The sequence below is a fragment of the Rahnella rivi genome, assembly GCF_019049655.1.
In the GTDB taxonomy this organism is placed as follows: Bacteria; Pseudomonadota; Gammaproteobacteria; order Enterobacterales; family Enterobacteriaceae; genus Rahnella; species Rahnella rivi.
On record NZ_JAFMOX010000051.1, the window covers coordinates 111,341 to 136,324 of the forward strand.

Annotated in this window: 19 protein-coding genes; 10 read left to right on the forward strand and 9 right to left on the reverse strand. The window is 49.8% G+C overall.

Annotated features, from left to right (window positions below):
- Positions 1-21: 21 nt before the first annotated feature.
- On the forward strand, positions 22-1,884 hold the full coding sequence (locus tag J1779_RS06625) for a M3 family metallopeptidase (protein ID WP_217203212.1): 1,863 nt from the start codon (positions 22-24) through the stop codon (positions 1,882-1,884).
- Between the two features lie 74 nt (positions 1,885-1,958).
- Here the strand turns inward: J1779_RS06625 and J1779_RS06630 are convergent, their stop codons facing one another.
- A complete protein-coding gene (locus J1779_RS06630) occupies positions 1,959-2,588 on the reverse strand; it encodes a flavin reductase family protein (RefSeq protein ID WP_122094634.1) in 630 nt (209 codons plus the stop codon).
- A gap of 205 nt (positions 2,589-2,793) precedes the next feature.
- Here J1779_RS06630 and rlmF point away from each other — a divergent pair, with 205 nt between their 5' ends.
- Both rlmF and J1779_RS25620 read left to right on the forward strand, forming a co-directional pair.
- Positions 2,794-3,759, forward strand: a complete 966-nt coding sequence (gene rlmF / locus J1779_RS06635) for a 23S rRNA (adenine(1618)-N(6))-methyltransferase RlmF (RefSeq protein WP_217203214.1) — start codon at positions 2,794-2,796, stop codon at positions 3,757-3,759.
- 336 nt (positions 3,760-4,095) lie between these two features.
- A complete protein-coding gene (locus J1779_RS25620; RefSeq protein WP_122094638.1) occupies positions 4,096-5,400 on the forward strand; it encodes a methyl-accepting chemotaxis protein in 1,305 nt (434 codons plus the stop codon).
- A 140-nt stretch (positions 5,401-5,540) separates the two neighbouring features.
- On the opposite strand, the gene ybiO is transcribed toward J1779_RS25620, so the two are convergent.
- From ybiO to glnH, 4 genes are all read right to left on the reverse strand, one after another.
- Positions 5,541-7,739: a mechanosensitive channel protein gene (gene ybiO, locus J1779_RS06645; protein WP_238485089.1), complete on the reverse strand. Its 2,199-nt coding sequence runs from the start codon at positions 7,737-7,739 to the stop codon at positions 5,541-5,543.
- 321 nt (positions 7,740-8,060) lie between these two features.
- The gene (glnQ, locus tag J1779_RS06650; RefSeq protein ID WP_056782351.1) at positions 8,061-8,783 is read right to left on the reverse strand and encodes a glutamine ABC transporter ATP-binding protein GlnQ; all 723 of its coding nucleotides are present in this window, start codon (positions 8,781-8,783) and stop codon (positions 8,061-8,063) included.
- Complete coding sequence (gene glnP, locus J1779_RS06655; RefSeq protein WP_013574682.1) at positions 8,780-9,439, reverse strand: glutamine ABC transporter permease GlnP; 660 nt, start codon at positions 9,437-9,439, stop codon at positions 8,780-8,782. Before glnP ends, glnQ begins: the two co-directional genes overlap by 4 nt.
- A gap of 110 nt (positions 9,440-9,549) precedes the next feature.
- The gene (gene glnH, locus J1779_RS06660) at positions 9,550-10,293 is read right to left on the reverse strand and encodes a glutamine ABC transporter substrate-binding protein GlnH (RefSeq protein WP_056782352.1); all 744 of its coding nucleotides are present in this window, start codon (positions 10,291-10,293) and stop codon (positions 9,550-9,552) included.
- A gap of 65 nt (positions 10,294-10,358) precedes the next feature.
- Between glnH and J1779_RS06665 the strand changes: the two genes are divergently transcribed.
- A complete protein-coding gene (locus J1779_RS06665) occupies positions 10,359-10,667 on the forward strand; it encodes a hypothetical protein (protein ID WP_217203218.1) in 309 nt (102 codons plus the stop codon).
- Positions 10,668-10,712: 45 nt separating this feature from the next.
- Here the strand turns inward: J1779_RS06665 and J1779_RS06670 are convergent, their stop codons facing one another.
- On the reverse strand, positions 10,713-10,979 hold the full coding sequence (locus tag J1779_RS06670) for a DksA/TraR family C4-type zinc finger protein (RefSeq protein ID WP_056782354.1): 267 nt from the start codon (positions 10,977-10,979) through the stop codon (positions 10,713-10,715).
- Positions 10,980-11,487: 508 nt separating this feature from the next.
- On the opposite strand from J1779_RS06670, the gene J1779_RS06675 reads away from it, so the two are divergent.
- From J1779_RS06675 to J1779_RS06700, 6 genes are all read left to right on the forward strand, one after another.
- Positions 11,488-12,456 carry a KpsF/GutQ family sugar-phosphate isomerase gene (locus J1779_RS06675; protein WP_338019853.1) on the forward strand — a complete coding sequence of 323 codons (969 nt, stop codon included), beginning with the start codon at positions 11,488-11,490 and terminating at the stop codon, positions 12,454-12,456.
- A gap of 106 nt (positions 12,457-12,562) precedes the next feature.
- Complete coding sequence (locus J1779_RS06680; RefSeq protein WP_122094644.1) at positions 12,563-13,726, forward strand: capsule biosynthesis protein; 1,164 nt, start codon at positions 12,563-12,565, stop codon at positions 13,724-13,726.
- A gap of 54 nt (positions 13,727-13,780) precedes the next feature.
- Positions 13,781-15,457, forward strand: a complete 1,677-nt coding sequence (locus J1779_RS06685) for a polysaccharide biosynthesis/export family protein (RefSeq protein ID WP_056782355.1) — start codon at positions 13,781-13,783, stop codon at positions 15,455-15,457.
- Positions 15,457-17,496 (forward strand): capsular polysaccharide biosynthesis protein, encoded by a 2,040-nt coding sequence (locus J1779_RS06690; protein ID WP_217203219.1) that lies wholly within the window; start codon positions 15,457-15,459, stop codon positions 17,494-17,496. The genes J1779_RS06685 and J1779_RS06690 overlap by 1 nt, the downstream gene beginning before the upstream one ends.
- Positions 17,497-17,533: 37 nt before the next feature.
- Positions 17,534-18,805, forward strand: coding sequence for a capsule biosynthesis protein (locus J1779_RS06695; RefSeq protein WP_217203221.1), 1,272 nt, complete (start codon positions 17,534-17,536; stop codon positions 18,803-18,805).
- 37 nt (positions 18,806-18,842) lie between these two features.
- Positions 18,843-19,820 carry a NosD domain-containing protein gene (locus J1779_RS06700; RefSeq protein WP_238485090.1) on the forward strand — a complete coding sequence of 326 codons (978 nt, stop codon included), beginning with the start codon at positions 18,843-18,845 and terminating at the stop codon, positions 19,818-19,820.
- A 70-nt stretch (positions 19,821-19,890) separates the two neighbouring features.
- On the opposite strand, the gene J1779_RS06705 is transcribed toward J1779_RS06700, so the two are convergent.
- The 3 genes from J1779_RS06705 to J1779_RS06715 all read right to left on the reverse strand — a co-directional run bounded on the left by J1779_RS06705 (position 19,891) and on the right by J1779_RS06715 (position 24,969).
- Positions 19,891-20,931 carry a hypothetical protein gene (locus J1779_RS06705; protein ID WP_217203224.1) on the reverse strand — a complete coding sequence of 347 codons (1,041 nt, stop codon included), beginning with the start codon at positions 20,929-20,931 and terminating at the stop codon, positions 19,891-19,893.
- A gap of 96 nt (positions 20,932-21,027) precedes the next feature.
- Positions 21,028-22,050, reverse strand: coding sequence for an XcbB/CpsF family capsular polysaccharide biosynthesis protein (locus tag J1779_RS06710; protein ID WP_217203226.1), 1,023 nt, complete (start codon positions 22,048-22,050; stop codon positions 21,028-21,030).
- 15 nt (positions 22,051-22,065) lie between these two features.
- Entirely contained in the window at positions 22,066-24,969 is a 2,904-nt protein-coding gene (locus J1779_RS06715; RefSeq protein ID WP_217203228.1) for a CDP-glycerol glycerophosphotransferase family protein, read from the reverse strand.
- Between the last annotated feature and the right edge of the window lie 15 nt (positions 24,970-24,984).

Consider the following 24,984-nt stretch of genomic DNA (forward strand, 5'->3'; position numbering starts at 1 on the left):
ACTTTCAGCAGAGAAGATTGCATGAAACAGGCTCAGGACTACTTTAACGCCCTCAACCGCGATTACCTTAAAGTGCATCAGGACAAAGAAAATTTGTTCTGGCAAAACTATATGGGCATCGGTGATGACAATGTCTCCGCGGCTTTCTCCGCCGCTGAAACCGCCTACAAACGTTTTATCGCCGAACCTTCCCGCCCGGCAGAATTACGCGAGTTAATCGCACAGCTCGATAATCAAAAACGCGATCAGGACGGCGAAGCACTGCTCCACGGCCTGCGCGGCTGGCTGAGTTTCTTCGACTGCAACGTGATTGAAGATCCCAAAGCGCAGGCGCTGCTCGACGAAATCATTCAGGCTGAATCCGTGTTGTTTGGTAAACGTAAGCAGTACCGGATGACGCACATCAACAGCAAAGGCGAGCGCGTCAGTGCATCGCTGGGTGAGTTGCTGACCAATCAGGCAAACAACGAAAACGAAACCTATCGCCGCAGTTCGCAAAATGCGCTGCGGGAACTGGAAGAGTGGCTGCTGCACAACGGGCTGCCGGAGCTGATTGGCCTGCGCAACCGCTTCGCCCGCCAGCTCGGTTACCGCAACTATTTCGATTATAAAGTGAATAAAACCGAGCGCATGACGCCGGAACAGTTATTCGCCATCCTCGATCGTTTCGAAGAACAAACCCGTGAAAGCAACACGCGCAGCCTGAATGAGCTGGTCGCGCGTGAAGGCGATGCCGCACTGCTGCCATGGAATATCCGTTTTGCCAGCGCCGGTGATGTCACCCGCCAGCTCGACCCTTACTTCCCGTTTGCCGATTCCCTGCGCCGCTGGATCGACAGCTTTAAGCGTCTGAATATCGGTTTTAACGGTGCGGATATGCAGCTGGATCTGCTGGTGCGCGAAGGCAAATACGAAAACGGTTTTATGCATGGCCCGGTTCCGCCATTTTTCGACAACGGTCAATGGGTGCCTGCGGTGATCAACTTCACCAGTCTGGCGAAACCCGATCAGGTTGGCAGCGGGGCAGGTGGCCTGAATACCCTGTTCCACGAAGGCGGCCACGCAGCGCATTTCGCCAATATCCGCCAGAATGCGCCGTGCTTCTCGCAGGAATTCCCGCCGACCTCGATGGCCTATGCCGAAACCCAGTCAATGTTTTGCGACAGCCTGCTTGATGACGCGGACTGGCTGAAACGCTACGCGAAAAACGCCGCCGGAGAATCCGTTCCTGACGAACTGATCCGCGCCACCATCGAAGCCCGTCAGCCGATGCGCTCGTTCAATGAGCGCCATATCCTGCTGGTCCCGTATTTCGAATGGCAGCTCTATCAGTGGCCTGATGAAAAACGCACGCCGGAGGCGATGATCGCGCTGGCGCGTGATATCGAAACCCACATTCTGGGCGTGACCGGCAGCCCGCGTCCGACGCTGGCTATCCCGCATCTGCTGTCGATGGAATCAGCCTGTTCTTATCAGGGATATCTGCTGGCAATGATGGCCGTTGAGCAAACGCGCGCGTTCTTCCTTAAACGCGACGGCTACCTCACTGATAACCCGGCCATCGGCCCGGATCTGGCGAAGCATTACTGGACGCCGGGCAACAGCGTCAGCCATGACGATACGTTACGCAGCCTGACCGGTGAGGGATTCAATCCGGCGTATCTGGCGCAGGCGTGTAATCAGACCATCGATGCGGCGTGGCAGGATGCGCAGCACACCATTGAACTGGCCTCAACACGCGAACAGCCGGCAGCGGATTTCGATCTCAACGTGCATATCCGGGTGATCGACGGCAAGCGCATTCTGGCCGACAGCGCAGACGGTGATGATGCCATGTGTCAGGATTTTGCAGATTTCGTGGAACAGAACTACCCGGTCAGATAATCCGGGCCGTTCAGCTTCAGACATAAAAAAAACCGCCGCCGGGCAGAATTCTGGCGGCGGTTTTTTTGTGTCGGTCAGCGGGCGTCGGGGCGGGTTAAATCGAAACGCAGCGCTTCAGAAATGCCGTAATAGGCGGAAGGCCCTCCGGCACGTAACACCGGCTCGGCGAGGGCGGTCTGGTAAACGCCCTCCACCAGTAAATGTTTCGCGATATGCACAGCCACCACTTCACCGAGCACCAGCCAGGTATCAATATCCCCGCCGGTGGCCGTTTTCAGCTGGATGCATTGCGTCAGTTTGCATTCAAAATTCACCGGGCTTTCCAGCACGCGATCGGCGGCGACGATGTTGCCCGGCTGCGGCGTCAGACCGGCAAACGTAAACTCATCGTTACCGCGTTCCAGCGAGGCCGAGCTTTCATTCATTTGCACCGCCAGCGCGCGCGTCGTCAGGTTCCAGACAAATTCGCCGGTTTCGACAATGTTTGCCACGCTGTCTTTCCAGCCGCTGCTGGCGAAACCAATGATCGGTGGACGATAATTGAAACAGTTGAAGAAGCTGTAGGGCGCGAGGTTACGCTGGCCCGCCGCATTGCGTGAGGAAATCCAGCCAATCGGACGCGGGCCGACGATGGCATTCAGCGGGTCGTGCGGCAGGCCGTGACCGGCAGCGGGTTCGTAATAGTAGCGATCATCAGCGTTCATGGTATTCCTCGGTCAACATATTGATTTCAATTTTGAATGCCAGATTACCCATTTTAGGCGGGAAGTGACGGTTTTTATGTGCCCCGGCCAGTGAGCATCCGGCAGGCGGCGACGGTTTGTGGTATCTTGTGCGCCAATTCATGAACATCCAGCGTCCCCGCGCATGTTGTATGCGTCGCGCACACCTTTTCGGAGAGTCACTCAGGTGGAAAAAAAGAAAGTCTTCCCTCAGGAAAAAAGCGGTCTTCACCCGCGAAATCGTCATCGCAGCCGCTATGATTTCCCGGCCCTGATTGCCAATAACCCCGAACTGGCGCCGTTCGTCACAGAAAACAAGTGGGGCGATTTGTCGGTAGATTTCGCCAATGCTCAGGCGGTAAAAGCGCTGAACCGTGCCTTGCTGCATGACTGCTATCAGATTGCTAACTGGGATATTCCGGCCGATTATCTCTGCCCGCCGATCCCTGGCCGTGCGGATTACGTGCACCATCTGGCGGATTTGCTGGCCAGCAGCAACAACGGCAACATTCCGCAGGGTAAAGACATTTCCGTGCTGGATATCGGCGTTGGCGCGAACTGTATTTACCCGATTATCGGCCTTCGTGAATACGGCTGGCGTTTTACTGCCAGTGAGATCGACCCGGTTTCCATGGCGGCAGCCAAGAAAATCGTTGCCACCAACCCGCAACTGACCAATCAGGTGCGTTTCCGTCTGCAGGCCAAACCGCAGCGTATTCTCGATACCATTATCCGCCACGACGAACGCTATGACGCCGTGCTGTGTAATCCGCCTTTCCATGCGTCAGCGGCCGATGCGGCCTCGGGCAGCCAGCGTAAACGCCAGAATCTGGGGTTAGATCGCCGTGGCACGACCGAACTGAACTTTGGTGGTCAGCACAACGAACTGTGGTGCGAAGGCGGCGAAGAAGCCTTTGTGGTTCACATGGCCGAAGAGAGTGCGGGCAAAGCGCAGAACTGTTTCTGGTACACCGTGCTGGTTTCCAAAAAAACCACCTTGCCGCTGCTGTATGACACGTTAAACGAAGAAGGCGCAACCGACATTCGCACCATCGAAATGGTGCACGGGAACAAAATCAGCCGCTTCGTGGCCTGGACTTTCCTGACGCCATCACAGCAAAAAAGCTGGGCAATTAAACGCTGGTCAGTCTGATCACGTCGTGAAATGAATGATTCCAGCGTGTTCATCTGTTGATGCGCACGCTGGAAAAATAGTCCGGTCGTCCCCTTTCTTTTTGAGTGGATTAAATTATGCTTAATTCACTATAAAAAAAGCTTATTCGTTTTCACTGTAATCATTATTTGCCTTATTTGTTTATCACAGCATTGTTGATTGTGTTTTCCTGCCTGCAACCCACCCAGGGGTCAGACTACGGTTTCGCTGTTTATTGGTTTTAACGCTAATAACCCGCGGGATGTAGCACGTGTTTATTTCAATTAATTGCGGTCACGCATTAATTCACGTTATCAGCCACAGGGTGTCTGTCCTATGCAATTATTTTCTCATCAGTTTAGTACGGCATGGCGTGAAAAATTCTCTGCGATCCAGCAGGCGGTTCCGATGATAGCCTTCACGCCAGACGGCGTGGTACTTGAGGTGAACGATCTGTTTCTTAAGGGCATGGGCTACAGCAGACAGGAAGTCGTAGGCCAGCCACACCGGATGTTTTGTACGCCGGAGTTTGTCGTCAGCGATGCCTATCGTTTGCACTGGGAAGGTTTACGGCAAGGGAAATCCATCAGCGGGAATATTAAACGGGTGCATAAGAATGGCAGCATTCTCTGGCTTGAAGCGACCTATGTACCGGTGAGAAATAAACAAGGTAAAGTCACTGAAATAATTAAAATTGCCAGTGACGTCTCTGAACGGGTGAATGAATCTCACGAACATCACGGTATTTATCAGGCGCTCGAACGTTCGATGGCGCTCATCACCTTTACCCCTGACGGTCACGTTATTTCTGCAAACAATAACTTTCTGAAAGTCATGGGCTATTCCCTTCAGCAGATTCAGGGCCATTCCCACGGTATGTTTTGTTTACCCCATTATCGTGATTCCCATGAATACCGTAATCACTGGCAGCGTCTGAAAAACGGCGAATTTATTCTGGGGCGTTTTGAGCGCATGAATGGCCGGGGGCAGAGTATCTGGCTGGAAGCGAGTTACAACCCGGTGATGGATGACGACGGCAAAGTGCTGAAAGTGGTTAAAATCGCTCAGGACATTACCTGCCAGATGGACCAGCAGCGTCAGCAGGAAAGCATGATGACGCACGTCCACGCGTTGTCGCTGACCACCGATAAAACCGCCGCCGAGGGTGTCACTATCGTCCAGCAGGCGGTCGAAGACATGCAGGAGGTTGAGGCGTTAGCGCGCCGGACCTCAGACATCATCGGCCAGCTCGGCCAGACATCAGAACGCATTGGTGAAATGGTCGATACCATTCGCCGTATCTCCTCCCAGACCAATTTACTGGCGATCAACGCCACCATCGAAGCCGCGCACGCCGGTGAACAGGGCAGGGGATTCGCCGTGGTCGCCGGTGAAGTGCGCTCGCTTGCCGATCAGTCCCGCAAAGCCGCGGTTGAGATTGACCAGCTGACGCAACACATCCGCGAAGGCGTCATGGCGGCCATTGACGGCATGGGTAACTGCGTCAACCGCGCAGGCGGCGGCGTCACACTCAGCCGTAACGCAGGCGAAGTCATCAATCAGGTCAATCTGGGGATGCAGGATCTGGTGCGGATGATGGCGGAGTTTTCGGTGATCGCGGGGGAGCGGACCAGACAGTAAAGCGGGGAGCCGGACCGGTTTTGCCATTTTTGGGAAATGCCGGTTCCTGAGTCACAGCGATCCCTTGCCCGGTTTCGGCGCGAAAGGCCAGGGATCGCTGCAATTAAAAACCGAAATTTTCACGGTCATTATTCAAGCCACTATGGCGCGATACCCGTATTGATCCCAGGCTGCGGCACGCCGCCGTTGTAAATCTGTACTGCCTGCTTGGGCATTTCGATCCCCGCCTCAGCAAAGTGATTCTTCACCAGCCGGTCAAGCGCGTACTGCACCGTCCATTGTTCCAGCGCTTTGGTGCGCACCAGCACCCGCAGGGTGAAGAACTGATCTCCTAATCCCACCACGCCCTGATAGGTTGGCTCACCGAGCAGCAGCGGTTTGATGGCTTCATCCTGTTGCAGGGCTTCAACCGCTTTGCGCAGCACGGCGTTGGCCGCATCCACATCTTCCTCGCGGCTGACGTTATAGCTGGCGCGATACACCCCAAACTCGCGTTCATAATTTGAAAGCGTGGTGATCGAAGAATAGGGCACGATGTGATAGACGCCGTAAATGTCGCGCAGGCCAATCGAGCGGATCGTCATGCGCTCGACGGTGCCACTGATGCCCATCACCGTGACGTATTCCCCGGTATTCATGCCGTTTTCGAACTGGATGAAAATACCGGTGATCACATCTTTAACCAGCGTCTGGGCACCAAAGCTGACCGCCAGACCGAGCGCACCCGCACCGGCCAGCAGCGGCGCGATGTTCAGCCCGACCTGCGACAGCATGATCATAATGGTGATAGTACAAATCACGATAGCCAGCACGTTGCGAAACAGCGTCAGCAGCGTGCGCTCACGGGCGCTGGGACGCGCACCGTTGCTGAGTTCCTGCGCCAGCCGGTGCTCAATCACGCTCGCCAGCAGCGTCCAGGCGACAATGGCAAAGCACAGAATAAACAGCATGTGGCCCAGTCCGCTTATCACCTTCTCGCCCGTTTCCGTCATAAACCATTTGTTCAGATTGAAAATCTGCCAGGCATCAAGCAGTGAGAGCGTCACGCTCAGGACCACCAGCACGCGAATGATTTTCAGACCTGCCGGAATGTAAGAGTTAATCCGCTTTTGCAGCAGCGGATAACGACGGTTGACGTCATCAGGCAGGGTGATCCGGCGGCTGATCCAGCGCGAGAGCAGGCCGGAGATCAGCGCGCCAAGGCCGATGATCACCAGACTTTTGATGGTCGCCGCCATCATAAACCGCAGGCTGCCGGCAAAATCAAACTGCGAGAGGAAGAACAGCACAACGAAATAACTGACGGCCAGCAAATGCCAGACGTGGCCGAGCGCGCGCAGGATGACGCTGAAGAACGCCATTGACCGCTCAGCCAGCTGGTTAAATTCATGGTGGATGGTGCGGCGGTTATGCAGAATCAGCCAGCTGGCGTAAACCGTCAGCGCCAGCATCACCACAAAATTGACCACGGCGGCGGTGGTGTAATTGATTTGTGTGGCGACGACCGGCACGCCCACCATCAGCGCATACCCGATCAGGCCGCTGACCCACGCCAGACGGGTGTTCCAGTAACGGGCGGTCACGTCTGCCAGCGGGAAAGGGCGCAGGTAGCTGAAACCGGGGGAAAAAATCAGGCGCAAAACCGCTTTAAAGAATTCTATTACCGCGAACGCGCTGAGAAATAGTGCCTGCAACCGGGCGATCAGCGGGCTGCCGCCGTTGACGTATTGCGCAAACAGGTTACCGGCAGCAACGGTCAGCAGCAAAATACCCAGATCGACGGCGAACGCCCCCAGGATGCTGGCGGGCAACTTGTACCAGTGCGTTTCCCGCATCCGCGCATGATTTCCCCAGCGGCCAAGGCGCATATAGAGCGGCCCGATTAACCGGCGGATCAGGTGGAAGAAAGCAAAAGTCACTGCCACGGTCAGCAGAAAATAACCGACCGCCGGGAAGAAACGGGCCGGGTTAAAGTGGCGTTCTGGCCCTGAATTGATGGTGTCTTTCAGCGTCTGAACGCGCTTCATGATCCCGGACGCTGTCTGCTGGGTGGTATCGACCAGTTGATCAATCAGCGACAACTGTTCGGCCTGCGGTGGCGTATTTTCGCTGGCCGTTTTAGCCGCCTGCGGCGCTGTGCGGGCAGCGTCACGCAGATGGGTAATCAGTTCGGCGCGGGCTTTATCATCCTGAAGAATATCGGCCAGTGCGGCGTATGAGGCTTTTTGCTGATCTGCCGCAGCGGGTTTCTCATCAGCCGCGTGGCTGAAAGCGCTGAACATGGCGAGGGTGATGAACAGCAAAACCGAAAATAGATGTGTCTGGATGCGGTGAGCCAACGGAGTCCTGTCGTTATGCGGCATTGTTCCTCTCTCAAAATGGCGGTTAATGGGGGTGTGGCAGCCCTAAGGGTAAAACAAGAGTGACCGTATTGTAGATAATTTGTGGCAAAACGTTGTGGGGTGACGTGCCATAGGCGGTTGAGTGGGACATAGCCAGCAAGCGACAGCGCGGAGTAAAAAAGCGAGGGGAAATCCAAAAGGGGAAAAGCTTTTCCCCCTTCGGGCGGTTCGGCACAGCGCGTTAAGTGATCAGCGCACCTGAGAAACCGACATCATTCCGGTCAGCGTTAAAAGCCGCGCTTGCCGCGGCCTTTGGCATCAGGAAACGTGTTGCAGGAACTCGCGCAGACGTTCGCTCGGCGGGTTATTAACCAGATCGGCGGGTTTCCCGTCTTCCGCAATACGGCCTTTATCGATGAAGATCAGACGTGATGCCACTTTTTCCGCGAAACCGACTTCGTGAGTCACGATGACCATCGTCATGCCTTCGTCTGCCAGTTGCTTCATCACGGTCAGCACTTCATGACGCAGTTCCGGATCGAGCGCAGAGGTCGGCTCATCAAACAGCATCAGTTTAGGTTTGACCGCCAGCGCACGGGCAATCGCCACACGCTGTTGCTGACCACCGGATAGCTCGGAAGGGTAGTGATGCGCGCGCTCGGACAGACCGACTTTCGCCAGCAGTTCTTTCGCCAGTTTATTGGCTTCTTCTTTCGACGCGCCACGTACGCGGATCGGGCCGAAGGCCACGTTTTCCAGCGCGGTCATGTGCGGGAACAGATAGAACTGCTGGAACACCATGCCGGCTTCCTGACGGATCAGGCGTTCATCGACTTTCGGGTCATTCACTTTCAGGCCATCAACGATCAAATCGCCGGAGGTGATCTCTTCCAGCTTATTGATGCAGCGCAGCAAGGTAGATTTGCCGGAGCCGGACGGCCCGATAATCACCACCACTTCACCCTGAGAAATGTTCAGATCGATGTCGTGGAGCACCTGGGTTTTGCCAAAGTGTTTTGAGACGTTCTTGAATTCAATCATATAATTTTCAGTTTGCGTTCTAAGCGGCGCAGAACAAAGCTCAGAGCCAGCGTAATGATCAGATAGATAACGGCAACCGCACTCCAGATTTCCATGGCGCGGAAGTTACCGGCGATGATTTCCTGGCCCTGACGGGTCAGCTCGGCGACACCGATGACGATAAACAGTGACGTATCTTTGATACTCACAATCCACTGGTTACCCAGCGGTGGCAACATGCGGCGCAGCGCCAGCGGCATGATGATGTAACGCAGGGTCGCACGACGGGACAGACCCAACGCCAGACCGGCTTCGCGAAAACCATTGTGGATAGACAACACCGCGCCACGCGTAATTTCAGCGATATAGGCACCGGAGTTAATGATGATGGTCACCACCGCGGCGCTGAACGGGTCGATACGCAGATCGGGAACCATCATTGGCAGGGCGAAGTAAATGAACATTACCTGTACGACAATAGGCGTACCGCGAATGAGCTCGATAAATACCAGTGCGACGTTGCTGCTAAACCAGCCACCAAACGCGCGGGCAAAACCCGCAATCACACCAATAATCAGACCGCCAACCAGACCGAGGACCGAGATCCACAATGTCATCTTGGCGCCTTCGAGCAGGATAGGCAGAGCGGGCCAAATTACGCTCCAGTCAAACTGCATGAATTATCTCCTGGTCAAACAACTTACTGCGCCTGCGCGGAATAAATCCCGGCAGGCGCATAATATCAAGTCAGCTTTCTCTAAAAGGGAACGACTTAAATGAACAACGCTTATTTAGGTTCGGTATCGAACCATTTTTTATAGATGGCGGCGTAGGTACCATTCTCTTTGATGGTTTTCAGCGCGGCGTTGGCTTTCTCACGCAGTTCGCTGCCCTGAGGGAAAGCGATACCGTATTGCTGGCCAGCCAGTGAATCGCCAACCGCTTTGAACTGACCTTTACCGGCCGTTTTGATGAAGTACAGGATGTTCGGGGTGTCATGCATTACCGCATCCGCACGGCCTGTACCCAGTTCCATGTAAGCGCTGTCGATGTTCGGGAACTGACGCAGATCTTTGGTCTGTACGTTGGCTTTCATGTAATCCACGGAGCTGGTGCCGCTTTTCACTGCCACGGTTTTGCCTTTCAGATCAGCCACGCTTTTGATGGCGTCGTTGTTGCTTTTGACCATGACCATCAGACCGCTGTTGTAATAGCCGTCAGAGAAGTCGATGGCTTTCTTGCGCTCAGGCGTGATGGTGATACCCGCCAGCGCCAGATCGATGTTGTGTGTTTGCAGGGCAGGGATGATGCCGCCGAAGTCCATTGGTTTCAGTTCATAAGAGACTTTCATCTCTTTGGCGACCGCGTCCCACAGGTCGATATCGAAGCCGACGTATTTGTCACCTTGTTTGAATTCAAACGGGACAAACGCTGTGTCAGTAGCAACGATCAGTTTTTTGTCTGCTGCGTGTGAGCTTACGGCAAAGGCCAGAGTCAACGCGGCCAGGGAAACTTTTAAGAGTGACTTCATCAGTGAATTTCCTTTGTACATATTATGGGAACGATCTTATGTTACGACGCTTCACTGCAATATTCATGCCAAAGTTCATGCATGCTAAAATTCAATGGCTTAACGGCGTGCTGAACCGTTCAAGCAAAAAATTTAACATGGGGCGCACTGTGATGGTGCATTGTTACACTTTGCAATGTTCTCTCGTGGTGCAGCGCTTTATCATTAACCAGATGTTGTCTTTTAAACAATCATTAATTAACAACTACGCCGCGCAAATGATAACTCGCTCTAACTTTTGCGGAACGAAAACAAAACCTGTGCTCAATTTTGAAGCAGATGTAAAGAGGAGGAACCGGATATTCACCTGCGAAATGACTTTTATTGAACCATAATGGTGCAATGGGTCATAAGCATAAAAGAGGAGGGAGGAGGAGGCGTTAACGAAGCTGACTGTCTTTACTGCCGCGACGATTATACCCGGCGTGATCCTGCTGTTTTTTATCCAGCGCGGCCTGGCAGGTGACACAATATTGCACGCCCTTAAGCGCCTTTCTGCGTGCCAGTGGAATAGGTTCACCACACTCGTGGCAGAACTCCGCACTTTCACCCTGGCCGAGTGACTGACGTGCGCGATCAACGGCATCATTCACCGTGGAATCTATCTGATCTTGTACTGCGCCATCTTGCGCCCATCCGCTTGCCATAAAACCTCACACTATGTCTGTCTTTATGATTAAGAATAATCCATGTTGATTGATTCTTCGCCGCCTCTGTCTTTGTCATATACAAATAACTATTTGTTATATAACAATCTATTGAAAACATGATGTGTCTTAGCCTTCACTGAGTATAGTCGGGATTTTGATAAGAAAACTCCGATACAGTTTGTGTTATATCGTGCTGTATGTTAAAAAATGCATCAATTGAATGAATGTGTTTCGATTGTTTATAGTTCGCGTGAATTTGTATATTTTTTCGCTAATGTGTAACTTTTTCAGCCCGCTGAAAACTCACTTTACCGGCGCTGATTTCCGGTCACTCCTCATTCAATTTCTCATACTGCGACGCAGTAGCGACCGGCCAGACCATGAAATGGACTTCTTCAGGGCACATTTTACTTGATCGGCTAACCATAATGAGTAACCACTTTGGCCGTGGCGTCTGAGTGTGTCTTACCCCAATCAGGGCATTAATGTGGCAGATAATCAGGTAATTGGCGGCACCACGGGCGCGTCTGTACAACCCGGTCTGATTGACTCAGTGCGCAGTACGCTTTCTGAACAGGCTGATGCACTGCATCACCTTTCTTCGCATCTCGACAGCGGGCAATATCAGACAGCCCTCCGGCTTATCATTGAATGCCAGGGCCACGTGATTCTGTCCGGTATGGGCAAATCCGGCCACGTGGGCAGAAAGATCTCCGCGACGCTGGCTTCCACCGGTACACCAAGCTTCTTTATTCATCCCGCCGAAGCCTTTCATGGCGATCTCGGCATGATCACCCCGTACGATTTGCTGATCCTCATTTCAGCCAGCGGGGAAACGGATGAAATCCTGAAATTAATTCCGTCACTGCGCCAGTTCGGTAATCGCATCATTGCGATCACCAATCACAACGCGTCGACGCTGGCAAAACATGCCGACGCCACGCTGGAACTGATGATGGAAAGCGAAAGCTGCCCGAACAATCTGGCACCGACCACCTCGACCACGCTGACCATGGCAATTGGCGACGCGCTGGCTGTGGCTTTGATCCGTCAGCGTAAATTCCTGCCTACCGATTTCGCCCGTTACCATCCGGGAGGTTCTCTCGGCCGCCGTCTGCTCACCCGCGTGTCAGATGTGATGCTGCCGGTTGTGCCGACCGTGCGTGAAGATACCGGATTCCGTCAGGTGATTTCTGCCATCACCTGCGGGTGTCAGGGCATGGTGGCGGTGAACAATCAGCAACAGCAACTGACGGGCATCATTACTGACGGGGATTTACGCCGGTATATGGAAAAAAGTACCCAGCTCGAGAATGCCTGTGCTGCAGACATGATGACCCGTTCGCCGCTGACGTTACCGGCGGACATGATGATCACCGATGCCGAAACGCTGATGCAAAAGCACCGCGTTTCCGTGCTGCTGGTGACAGATAAAGAAAACAACGTGGCGGGTCTGGTTCGTATTTTCGACTGAAAACATTGCGCACCGTGATCTGATTGCAGGGGAAAGACACGCAGGATCACGGTACTTTTAATAAAGCACGATGATAAAAACGTGCGATTTGTCATGATGATAAGAAATGTTTATTGAAAAACTGAAGTCTGCATGGCCCGGCGAACACATTGCCAGGGTTCGTCGATCACCTTTTCTGAGTATGGCAACGCTCAATCAGAATCTGGGCAAAATCATCATCGGCCTGCCAATGGCCTTGCTGATCGTCTATCTGCTTATTTTCAGCCATCCGCGCTATCTCAGCGAATCAACGGTTGCGATCAAAAGTTCTAATGACATCAGCGGCAGCAGCCTGAATGTCGGCCTGCTGCTGGGTGCCGCCAATCCGAGCACCGCAGAAGACGCGATGTACCTGAAAGAGTATATCAATTCCCCCGATATGCTTGCGGTGCTCGATAAACAACTGAATTTCCACGAAGTCTTTGGTCAGAGCGGTCTGGATTTCTTCTACCATCTGCCGAAAGATGCCACGCGTGAGCAATTCCTCAATTATTACCGCGACCGTATCGCCGTCACCTACGACGATAAAACCGGCCTGCTGACCATCGGAACGCAGGGTTTTACCCCTGAATTTGCCGAGCAGTTCAACAAAGCGGTACTGAAAGAATCCGAGCGCTTCATCAACGAAATCTCGCACAAAATTGCGCGCGATCAGCAGGCGTTCGCCGAAAACGAAATGCTGCAGGCGCGGGCACGCCTGAACACCAGCAAAACTCAGTTACTCGCGTATCAGAACCAGAACAACATTCTGGATCCGGAAGCGCAGGCCATCGCGGCCACGACGCTGGTGAACACGCTGGTCGGTCAGAAAATCCAGATGGAAGCGGAGCTGCGTAACTTACTGACCTATCTGCGTGAAGACGCGCCGCAGGTGATCAGCGCGCAGAACGCCATTACCTCGCTGGGCAAACAGATTGATCAGGAAAAAAGCAAAATCACCGCGCCGGACGGCCACAAGCTCAACAGCATGGCGGTGGATTTTGAAGAGATTAAAGCGAAAGTTCAGTTTGATACCGATCTCTACAAGCTCACGCTGACCTCTATCGAAAAGACCCGCGTCGAAGCGGCGAGAAAACTCAAAGTGCTGTCGGTGATCAGTTCCCCGCAGCTGCCGCAAGAGTCCAAATTCCCAAATACGCCTTACATGATCGCGAGCTGGCTGCTGATTTGCTGCCTGCTGTTCGGCACCGTCAAATTATTGCTGGCGGTCATTGATGACCATAAAGATTAACGCGGTTTGTTCCGCTATCCCTTTTAGCCTGAAGAATCGCACACAGAGCTTGTTATGAAATTATTGAAGTCCGTTTTGATTTTGCTCGCCTGCCAGTTTACGCAGGCACATGCCATCGGGATTAATGCCGATCCTGAGATGACCGGCGCTGCGCCGTTGCCTGCATTTTTGTCCGGCCAGACTCAGCAAACCGGTTCTGACAGCGGTTTCGACGATACCCCGCGTCCGGCGGTTCAGGCGGTTATGAGCCGTATGTTTGGCGCACAGCTCTTCACCGGCGGCGCCGCGGCAGACAACGCCGCCAGCATCGGTTTCAACCCGAACTACATCATCGGGCTGGGCGATCAGGTGCAGATCCGCCTGTGGGGCGCGTTCAACTTTGATGGTGCGCTGACCGTCGATCCGAAAGGCAATATCTTCCTGCCTAACGTCGGCCCGCTGAAAGTGGCAGGGATTTCTAACAGCCAGCTGAACAGCGTGATCACCACCAAAGTGAAACAGGTTTATCAGGCAAACGTGAATGTCTACGCCTCGCTGTTGCAGGCGCAGCCGGTGAAAGTGTTTGTGACCGGTTATGTCACCAACCCCGGCCTTTACGGCGGCGTAGCCTCTGACTCGCTGCTCTCGTACCTGAGCAAAGCCGGTGGCGTGGATACCGAGCGCGGCAGCTACGTGGATATCGTGGTCAAGCACAACGATCGCGTGCGTTCACGCATCAACCTGTATGACTTCCTGCTCAACGGCGATCTGCGCCTCTCGCAGTTCTCTGATGGCGACACCATTGTGGTTGGGCCGCGTCAGCATACCTTCAGCGTGGATGGCGACGTCTTCAACAGCTATGACTTTGAATTTCGTGACAGCACGATCCCGGTCAGCGAAGCCCTGAGCTGGGCTCGCCCGAAACCGGGCGCGACGCACATGACCATTATCCGCCAGCAGGGCAGCATGAAGCGCAGCGAGTATTACCCGCTGAGCTCGGCACCGGGCCGGTCATTGCAGGACGGCGACAAGCTGATCATCAGTTCGGATCGCTACGCCGGTACGATTCAGGTTCGTATTGAAGGTGCGCATTCCGGCGAGCACGCGGTGGTGCTGCCTTACGGCGCAACCATGAGCCAGCTGTTGCCAAAAATTCGTACCAACAGCATGTCGCAGATTAACGCCATCCAGTTGTACCGCCGTTCTGTCGCCCTGCGTCAGAAAGAGATGCTGGATCTGACATTGCAGAAACTCGAAGAAGCTTCACTTTCCGCGCAGTCTTCGACTCAGGAAGAGGCCCGTTTGCGTACTCAGGAAGCCCAGCTGGTCAGCCGCTTTGTCAATAAAGCGCGTCAGGTGGTGCCGAAAGGCGAAGTGGTGCTCAGCGAAGACAACCTTAATCAGGTGATCCTGGAAGATGGCGACGTCATTAATATTCCGGAGAAAACCTCGCTGGTCATGATCCACGGCGAAGTGCTGTTCCCGAATGCGGTGAGCTGGCAGAAAGGCCTCAGCCCGGAAGATTACATCGAGAAAGTGGGTGGCTTTACCCAAAAATCCGGCAATTCGAAAGTCATCCTGATCAGACAAAACGGCGAAGCGGTGAATGCCGAAGACGTCAAAACGCTGCAACCGGGCGACGAGCTGATGGTGCTGCCGAAGTATGAGTCGAAGAACATCGAAGTCACCCGTGGCATTTCGACCATTCTTTACCAGCTGGCCGTGGCCGCGAAAGTGGTGCTGACCCTGTAATGCTGGGGATTTTTTCTGGCGGGATCTACCGGATCCCGCATCTGACGGCGTTTCTCGGCGAGCCTTGCTGCAAGGTGTCGCTGGTGCGGCCGCTGCCGGATGACATCACGCGGATTGCTGTCTGGGGCTATCGCCCGAGCGGCACCAAAGCGGTGGCGCTGGCAGAGAAAAAAGGCCTGCCGGTGCTGCGCCTCGAAGACGGTTTTATCCGCTCGCTGGGGTTAGGGGTGACCGGTTCGCCGCCGCTCTCCATGGTGCTCGACAGCGAAGGCATGTATTACGACGCTTCGCGCCCCAGTTCGCTTGAAGGGCTGATTCATCAGCACGAAGAGAATCAGCTACTGCATGACGATGCGCGCCAGGCGATGCAGATGATCGTCAGCGGGGATTTATCGAAATACAACCAGGCACCGGCGTGCACGCTCACGTCACCGCCGCAGGGCGCGGTGCTGGTGGTGGATCAGACCTTTGGTGATATGGCCGTGGTGTACGGCAACGCCGGCGCGGAACAGTTCGACAGCATGTTACAGGCCGCAATGGCGGAGAACCCGGAAGCGGAGATTTGGGTGAAAATTCATCCCGACGTGCTTCAGGGAAAAAAATCTGGCTATTTCAGCCAGATAGCGCAACTGGCGAAGCAGAACCCGCGCATCAGACTGCTGGCGATGGATGTCAGCCCGCAGTCGCTGCTGCGCCGGGTGAGCCGCGTTTATGTGGTGACGTCGAATTACGGTTTTGAAGCGCTGATGGCCGGTAAGCCGGTCAGCGTTTTTGGCCAGCCGTGGTACGCAGGATGGGGGCTGACGGATGACCGCCACGCGCAGTCGTCATCCCTCAGCGCGCGACGCGGCAGTGCCACTCTGGAAGATTTGTTCAGCGCGGCCTGCCTGCGCTACACGCGGTATATCAATCCGGCAGACGGCAAACGCGGCACATTGTTTGACGTCCTCAGCTGGCTGCTGATGCAACGACAGCATCACCAGCAGCGCGCAGGACGTTTATGGTCGCCGGGGCTGACGCTGTGGAAGCGCACGATTTTGACGCCGTTTCTGCGCACCACCGGCAACAAGGTGAATTTCAGTAAGCGCTTCGCCGGTGAGTCTGCCTGCGTGGTGTGGGGCATCAAAGGTGAGGCTCGCTGGCAAAGTGCCGCCGTGCAAAATCAGCTGCCGCAGTGGCGTATGGAAGACGGTTTTCTGCGATCCGCCGGGCTGGGCTCAGATCTGCATCCGCCGCTTTCGCTGGTGCTGGATAAAACGGGCATCTACTACGATGCCACGCGCCCGAGCGATCTGGAACATCTGCTCAGCCACAGCCACCTGACGGCGTATCAGCAGCAACGCGCCGCCGCGCTGCGTCACCGGCTGGTCGCCAGCAAAGTCAGTAAATATAACCTCGGCGCAGCGTTCACGCTGCCCGCCGACGCCGCCGGAAAGACGGTGATTCTGGTTCCGGGGCAGGTGGAAGATGACGCCTCGATCCTGACCGGCACGCTGTCGGTTTGCACCAACGGCGGGCTGTTACGGGCTGTGCGCGAACGCCATCCGGATGCATACATCATTTATAAACCCCACCCGGATGTTCTGGTGGGGAACCGGCAGGGGCAGATCCCCGCCGAAGATGTCAGCCGCTGGGCAGACAGTCAGGCATCAGATGCCGACATTATTCAATGCATTCAGGCCGCCGATGAGCTGCATACGCTGACCTCGTTGTCGGGATTTGAAGCCTTATTGCACGGTAAAAAAGTGGTGTGTTACGGCATGCCTTTTTATGCCGGATGGGGGCTGACGCAGGATGAACACAGGTGTTCACGCCGTACGCGCCGCCTCACGTTAGACGATGTGGTTTATCAGGCGCTGATTGCCTACCCGTCGTATATCCACCCGCACAGTCGGGAGCCCATTTTAGCGGAGCAGGCGGTTGAACTTCTTGCTGCAACGCCGAGGGCAGAGTTGCAATTCACACGAGTTAAAGCGGGCAGGATAGTCCGGTATTACAGAAAATTGCTCATGCTGATTCGCGTGACCTTTTCCCGATGAATCAGATAATTACTCAAAGTTTGTAGCGTGGACGAAAATGGACAGTAAGGCGCTTACTACATTACTTTCTGGAAAAAAGTATCTGCTGTTGCAGGGGCCGATGGGGCCTTTCTTCAGCGATCTGGCGCAGTGGCTTGAGTCTCTGGGGCGGGAAGCGGTGAACGTCGTTTTCAACGGCGGCGACAGGCGGTATTCGCGTAAACGTGAATACCGCTTGTTTCAGCAGACCCCGAAAGAGTTTCCGACCTGGCTGAAAGAGACGTGGCAGGATTACGACTTCGACACCATTGTGTGTTTCGGGGATTGTCGTCCGTTGCATCAGGCAGCTAAGCGCTGGGCACAGGCCAAAGGTGTGCGCTTCCTCGCATTTGAGGAGGGCTATCTGCGCCCGCACTACATCACGCTGGAACAGAACGGCGTGAATGCCTATTCCAGTGTGCCGCGCGAGGCGGAGTTTTACCGTAACCTGCCACCAATGACTATGCCGGACATTGAGCAACTCAAACCTTCGGCCTGGCAGCGCGTCCGTCATGCGATAACCTACTATCTGGTCGGGTGGGGCTCGCGCCATGATTTCCCGAAATACCGCCATCACAAATCCTTCTCGCCGTGGTATGAGGCGCGCTGCTGGACCCGTGCTGCCTGGCGCAAAAAGGTGTATGCCTTCCGTCAGCGCAATGTGTTGCAGCAACTCCAGACGGATCTGGATCAGCGCTACTTCCTGGCGATTTTGCAGGTCTACAACGACAGCCAAATCCGCAACCACAGCCCGTATAACGACGTGCGCGATTACATCAACGAAGTGATGCATTCCTTCGCCAAGAAAGCGCCGCCGACCGAGTTTCTGGTGATCAAACATCACCCGATGGACAGGGGGCACCGCTTATACGGGCCGCTTATCCGCCAGCTCGGTAAAAAATACCGCATCAATAACCGCGTGATTTACGTCCATGACCTGCCGATGCCGGAATTGCTGACCCACGCCAAAGCGGTAGTGACCATCAACAGCACAGCGGGGATATCAGCACTGATCCATAACAAGCCGCTGAAAGTGATGGGCAATGCGCTGTACGACATTAAAGGCATTACTTATCAGGGGCATCTGAACCAGTTCTGGACCTCAGGATTTAAGCCCGATATGAAGCTTTTCAAACAGTTCCGTCTATACTTGCTGCAGAATACGCAGATCAATGCGGTGTTTTATGGCGGGCATAAAAAAGACAAAGCCGCGATTGCCGATGCCCAGTACAAACCCGTCTTCATCAGTCAAAAACTGGTGATGAACTACATTAAACGACAGCCTTCCTGAATGAATTGAGGACCATGCACAGATGCCAGCAAAACGGATGTTTACACCCTGTGCCTGTTTCTCTTTCATCATCCTTCTGCCTCTTTCCCTGACGGCCTGCGCGGTTGCTGATTCAGCATTCGCTTCCCACGAATGCCGGTTACCCGCCATGCGCGGTAACGTCTCGTTAGTGCCTTCCTGCGTTTATCACCAGGAGATGGTCATCACCGCCAGTCACACCACGGTCGATTGCCGTGGTGCGGTGCTCGACGGCGATAACGAGAAATCATTTGGGATATTCATCAACGGCAAAGGCAAACCCATGTCTGATGTGACGATCAGAAACTGCAAAGTGCGAAACTACACGCACAGCGGTATCCGCGTCACGTCTGACATAGCGGCAAACAAACTCAGCTCAGACCATGAAGAGAATTACCGCAGAACACCGACGCGTATCACGCTTGAGAACGTCGAGGTGAGCGGCAGCGGTCGGGTGGGGATCTACTTTGATGATTACGTCACCCACTCAACGCTGAAGAATTCCGTGGTTCGCGATTCGTATATGTCGGGCATTTATCTGGAACACTCATCGCGAAATAACAACATTGTGAATAACCAGATAATCAACAATGGGCATGAGAGCTTCGGCAAGGGAAAACGTGAAGGATTAGCGGTGGATTCATCGGCGTACAACCTGATCGAAGGCAACCGTTTCGAATCGAACGGGGCAGGGGGCGTGTTTCTGTATAAGAACTGCGGTGAACATTTCAGCACCGGCAAATCCGTGATCCGCTGGCAGCACAGTGATCACAACGTCATCCGTAACAACACCTTCATCAACGAACCCGTCGGCATCTGGCTGGCATCCCGGCAGAACCGGGATTTATCAGGATTTGACTGCGGGGATAAACCGAGAGAGGGATCGGGTAAATATTTTGCCGATTATGCCGATAACAATGTGGTGGAGGGGAATAGGTTTGCGGGGGACGGGGTGAAGATCAGGGATGAGGGTGAACACAATGAGCTGAGCATATAACTATAAATAAACACACCAAAAAATGTGTTAGTAGTTAATGGTTGCGTATCATTAGACTTATTAAAAAGTATTAGTTAAATTTATTTATTAGATCTTGCATAGATGATTTGAAAATTACAATACCCTCATTTTTAGCAATAGATGGATGCTTTCTATCACTGTAAATAAAGATGCTGAATAAATTTCTACCATCGCTAGAACATGTAACACCTTCATTTTCAACTCTTGTTGCTTTTAATCCCATGTTAGAGAATGATGAAATCAATATTTTGGGGTTGTACATAAACTGTGATAATTTATTCCCGTTTGTATCAAATAATTTTATACCTTGATATGTATTAGTAGTATCATGTACCACTTTAGAATAGTAAGCACCATATCCTGCAACTAAAAAATCACCGCAAAGTCCCAATCCCTGCCTTTTGTTATATTTTTTAGCGTCGCGTGTGGTTTTATCAGTTATGTATCCAGAGTCTTGAAGTTCAAGACTGATCTTATTTAATGGATTAAAATCTAGATCTAAGTATATTAAATTAGTTCGGGATGTTACGTTATCTGAACGATCAATGGATTCGACTAACCACTTTTTATTATAGAATGTAAATTGATTGTATAAACCTATGGCATAGCTTTGATACATTTTCAGTAAATCGCCATATTTTGCATGCGATAAAATATAGGCTTTCATAACACCATTTGTCGAACCTGCGTAAACTGTCATCTCATTGTCTTTATTCTTTTTAACAATGAGGCCCTCACCAGCAACACCTTGGCCGCCATTTGAAATGAGGTAGTAACCCTCATAAACACCTTTAGCTGAATAAACCACAATGACGTTATTAGTGGTTTTAGGGTCAAAAACATACTGTATGTAAATTTTGCCATTACTAGAAATATAAAATGAGCCAGGGTAAATATAATTAGCAGTAGGTTCATTATCTAATAGTTTATTGTAATCTTTAAACATCAACGGAATTTTTAGATATAAACTTTTCTCGTTAAATATATTTGGAGATTCTGGAACGGATTGAATGCTGTTTGCGTTGGAAAAAAACGAAAACAATAAAAAAAAGCATGAGGCAGTTTTCAAAAAAATTGACACACTATTCATTCTATTTTCTCATCAAAAGCAGAATAGCCGGACATCAAGCTTTTAAATATGTGTCCGGCAAGCCTTTTATATCAGAACAAAACTACGGTAAACCTTCTACAAGAAAACCTGATAGTTTGGGGTCATTGGTAAATTAATGAGGCTAGCATTAATTAACGCCGTTGTTGCATGAATAGTATACGGTCCTACATCAGGATGTTTTTTGATCATAGGATTTATGCAATTTAGAAGCGTTATATACGGTATTATTGGTCTCAAAAAATTTTCAATGTAAGGAAATTGTTCTGAATTTTTAGATGTTATTACTTTAATATCAGGCAATTCATTGATTTTATCGTTCAAAAGCATACTAAATTTATTTTTTTTAGTATCTGGGAAAATCCCATTGATCATATGGAGATCATTGTGCTCAGATAGATAAAACTCGTCATCAAAAATAGGGTCAACCGCTACTACCTTAAATTTGCAAGATAAACCGTGATACATTGCAGCGGTGCCTCCTTTAGAAGCACCGTAAAGGACTATATTTTCTTCATCAATATTATTATTAGATGCAATATTTTTAATTAATGATTGTATGTTATTTTCATTATTAGGAAGGCCAATGGTGTTTAAATAGAATGCACCTGTAATTCCGCCAATGTCAGCTATTCTTAAAATTGATACATTTTTTCCAACGTATTTCTCTAATGTAGAAAAACTACGACTGAAATATCTATTTAGACTTGATGAGTGGGGATCTAATGGTATTTGAGAGAATATAACAAGCATCTTTTTATCAATGTTATGCTCGGAATTAACATATTCATAAACAATGCCTTTATCGGAAATGCTATATTTTTTTTCTTTTAAAGGGATCCACAGTTTCTGTAATTCACTTATATTAACAAAAGAAGATACTCCCTCCCTCAGAACGTAAGTAAAAAAACCATGATTCGTCAATGAAACAAGTTTTCGCCAGATATCCAAATTTTTTCGTGCGAGGTTGATTATATTTTCTTGATTTACAGTTAAGCTTGAATGATCGATGTGAATGTATCTATAGATACCACTTGCAAGAATCTCATCGAGTTCTTCAATACTAATATCAGCATTTATATTTAAAACGAAAGAAGACATTTACAGCCTCAAAAATTAGTTGATGTGTTCATAGAACATATTCATAGCATTATTTTGATATGTCATTATGTCAAAATTATCTGTGGCTAATTCTCGTCTCATGCTCTTTTTCATACCATCGACCAAGCCATTGATACTGTTGTCAACAAGTAGGCCATAATCATTTCCTAATATGCCCCTGTTACCAACAATATCCGTTGCTACTATTGGTTTTTTTAGAATCAACGCTTCAAAAAGAACCATTGGTTGACCTTCATGATTAGAAGATAAAACAAAGCAATCAGACCTTTTAAGATATGGGAAAGGATTGTCTTTCCTGCCAAGCAGTATAACTGAATCATTCAATTCCAATTGATTAATAAGAACAGTTAAATGAGACTTTAATGGACCATCACCTAATATTATCAACTGTGAATTAATGTTGAATTCGTGCACAATTTTAAATGCTCTGATCAGTTTCTCGTGATCTTTCTCTGGAGATAAACGTCCGAGGGTAACGAAAGTATGCCTCCCATTACTAAAGATAGAATCATCAATATCTTCACGTGATAAATGGATAACACTGTCAGGATTTTGTAAGTTATCAGAAAAAGAGAATTTTTCTGAGGGAATACTATAGTTATCAGTCATGTTGTTACAGTTTAAATCTCTAGTAGCAGATGAAACTGAAATGATAGAATGATAATCATTATATAAATTGAAATTACATTCAAGATAAGGGAAACGTAATTTAAACTCAGAACACATGTCATTGTGCTGATATATTATGCTTTTATTTTCTTTAGAGGAAATAGATGCAAATAATGAAACCCATTTTTTATTGTATCCTTCAAAGTTGATTATGGCGTCAATTTCTTTCCTCCCGAAAGTCCGATAAAAATCACGTTGATAACAATTCAAATAGGTTTTTTTCATTTCATCAGAAGAGAAGTATTTGTAAGTGTCAAATTTCCCTGAAACCCATTTTTCCTCCGGTGTGAAATAAATAGCACCACTATGGCCTATTATCCTAACCTGTTTAGGTATTTTTTTAATCATATCTAAACGTTCGGGATGCCCATTTAACGCAGAGATATCAACGGCTAAAATGACGTTGTATTCTTCATAATTTATTGCGTGCAGGAGATTTATGGCTGATGTTGCAATACCATTCGGCATAAATGGACCAGCATAAATGAGTATATTCTTCTTCGTGAAAGTCCTAGAAAAATTGACATTATACATTTGTTCGAAAAAGAACATATCAATTACTCTTGATGAAGAATTACCATCATCAAATGGAACAAAATAATCAACCTTCTCAAGATATTTTTTATCAAAACCAGCTTCCATTGCGGAAACAATAGCGTCAGAAAGCTCAGTTTGCTCATGACAGATTCTGCCAGGGAAATCCTCAGGCGAAATGTATAAACCTCGCTCAGACTTATAGTCTTCAATATCATAAGTATAGAATAATATAGGACGTCTCAGCGCTAAATAATCAAATGCAATACTAGAATAATCCGTAATTAATAAATCTGCTATTGATATTAATAAGTTAGTGTCGATATCTCCAGGTGCTACAATTGCAGGTATTGAAGTATTAGCAATCAGATTTTCCATCAGATGGTGACCGCGAAAAACTATCTTATATCCACTCTGGGACATGGTTTTAAGATCATCTAATAAACGAGTAGTATCAAATTTTGCTTTACCATGTACACCTCTCCATGTTGGAGCATACAAAACAATTTTTTCCAGAGGAGATATATTAAGCCGTTTCTTAACTGCTAATAACTCTTCTTTTGTAGCATTTAAAGTAATATCTGTTCGTGGGTAACCTGTTTCAGCTACAATGGCATCTGATAAACCTAAAACATCGTATCTCTCAAGCAAAATATCATTTGTATAGCTGTTTTGGCTAATTATATGAGTCGCTTGCAGAAGGTTTCTTGCAACATTTGCATGAGAAAGATAACTATCCTTGATATCTTTCCCAAGGTATTTCATTGGAGTGCCATGCCATGTGTTTAAATATTTTTGACCTTCTTTGCGTAAGAAAAAGTTTGGGAATGATACATTGTTAATCAGATATTTAGCACTGGCTAGATATCTTAAGTAAGCATCTGAATTTCTAATGACAACGATTACATTTCTTTTTCTTAATAAGTTGGTTGGGGTTTTAATTCCATTTTTTATAACCCAAACAAATTTGAAGTTTTTGAACTCAGTTCGTTTGATCAAATTTGAATATATGGCATATGGGTTACAACTAGCAGATGCGCCATGAAAACTTTCTAATAAAATATAATCTTCTTTAATTTCAAGTCTGTCATAGTACTCTAAGTAGCTTGCCGAAAATTTTAGTTGTTCTTTTGATTCATATTCTTCAAGGGGTACCCCATATGCTTTTGAGAAAATCCTTGTATCAAGAAAAGCTTTACATGCTTCGCTAAATTTTTTGTTTTTGAAATATGAGTAGCCGAGTTTAAAGTACCACTCAGAGTTATATGTATTCTTCCGTTCTAATGATTTTTTAAATAAATCATTAGATTTTATCAAATCACCTGATAGTTCAAGTTCTGAAGCCCTCTGATGATATTCATCTGCAGTCCATGGGTTAGTTGAAAACAATTTATGTGAAAAAGATTTATTAATGAAAGTACGGTCTGTTCTCATCATTAAGAAAGATAAACAAGATTTTTCAAATTGCCCGATCTTATATAAAGCATACCCTAGTCGATAGAATACGTGTGAATTGTGTTTAATATTTGCTCTTGAAGCTATCTCATAATATTTAGCGGCATCCTTAAACCTCCCTTGTCTTTCTAGAACAAAACCCAGCCTGAAATTCCAATTTGGATTTCCGGGTTTAATTTTAAGTGCGATTTTGTAATTCGACTCTGCCTTTTTCCATTGATAACTTCGATCATAAGCCATGCCCAAATTATAAAT

Coding starts and splice junctions, on each gene's coding strand:
- J1779_RS06625 (WP_217203212.1), top strand. CDS start 22: ATGAAACAGGCTCAGGACTACTTTAACGCCCTCAACCGCGATTACCTT.
- J1779_RS06630 (WP_122094634.1), bottom strand. CDS start 2,588: ATGAACGCTGATGATCGCTACTATTACGAACCCGCTGCCGGTCACGGC.
- J1779_RS25620 (WP_122094638.1), top strand. CDS start 4,096: ATGCAATTATTTTCTCATCAGTTTAGTACGGCATGGCGTGAAAAATTC.
- glnQ (WP_056782351.1), bottom strand. CDS start 8,783: ATGATTGAATTCAAGAACGTCTCAAAACACTTTGGCAAAACCCAGGTG.
- glnP (WP_013574682.1), bottom strand. CDS start 9,439: ATGCAGTTTGACTGGAGCGTAATTTGGCCCGCTCTGCCTATCCTGCTC.
- glnH (WP_056782352.1), bottom strand. CDS start 10,293: ATGAAGTCACTCTTAAAAGTTTCCCTGGCCGCGTTGACTCTGGCCTTT.
- J1779_RS06665 (WP_217203218.1), top strand. CDS start 10,359: ATGCCAAAGTTCATGCATGCTAAAATTCAATGGCTTAACGGCGTGCTG.
- J1779_RS06670 (WP_056782354.1), bottom strand. CDS start 10,979: ATGGCAAGCGGATGGGCGCAAGATGGCGCAGTACAAGATCAGATAGAT.
- J1779_RS06680 (WP_122094644.1), top strand. CDS start 12,563: ATGTTTATTGAAAAACTGAAGTCTGCATGGCCCGGCGAACACATTGCC.
- J1779_RS06685 (WP_056782355.1), top strand. CDS start 13,781: ATGAAATTATTGAAGTCCGTTTTGATTTTGCTCGCCTGCCAGTTTACG.
- J1779_RS06690 (WP_217203219.1), top strand. CDS start 15,457: ATGCTGGGGATTTTTTCTGGCGGGATCTACCGGATCCCGCATCTGACG.
- J1779_RS06695 (WP_217203221.1), top strand. CDS start 17,534: ATGGACAGTAAGGCGCTTACTACATTACTTTCTGGAAAAAAGTATCTG.
- J1779_RS06700 (WP_238485090.1), top strand. CDS start 18,843: ATGTTTACACCCTGTGCCTGTTTCTCTTTCATCATCCTTCTGCCTCTT.
- J1779_RS06705 (WP_217203224.1), bottom strand. CDS start 20,931: ATGAATAGTGTGTCAATTTTTTTGAAAACTGCCTCATGCTTTTTTTTA.
- J1779_RS06710 (WP_217203226.1), bottom strand. CDS start 22,050: ATGTCTTCTTTCGTTTTAAATATAAATGCTGATATTAGTATTGAAGAA.
- J1779_RS06715 (WP_217203228.1), bottom strand. CDS start 24,969: ATGGCTTATGATCGAAGTTATCAATGGAAAAAGGCAGAGTCGAATTAC.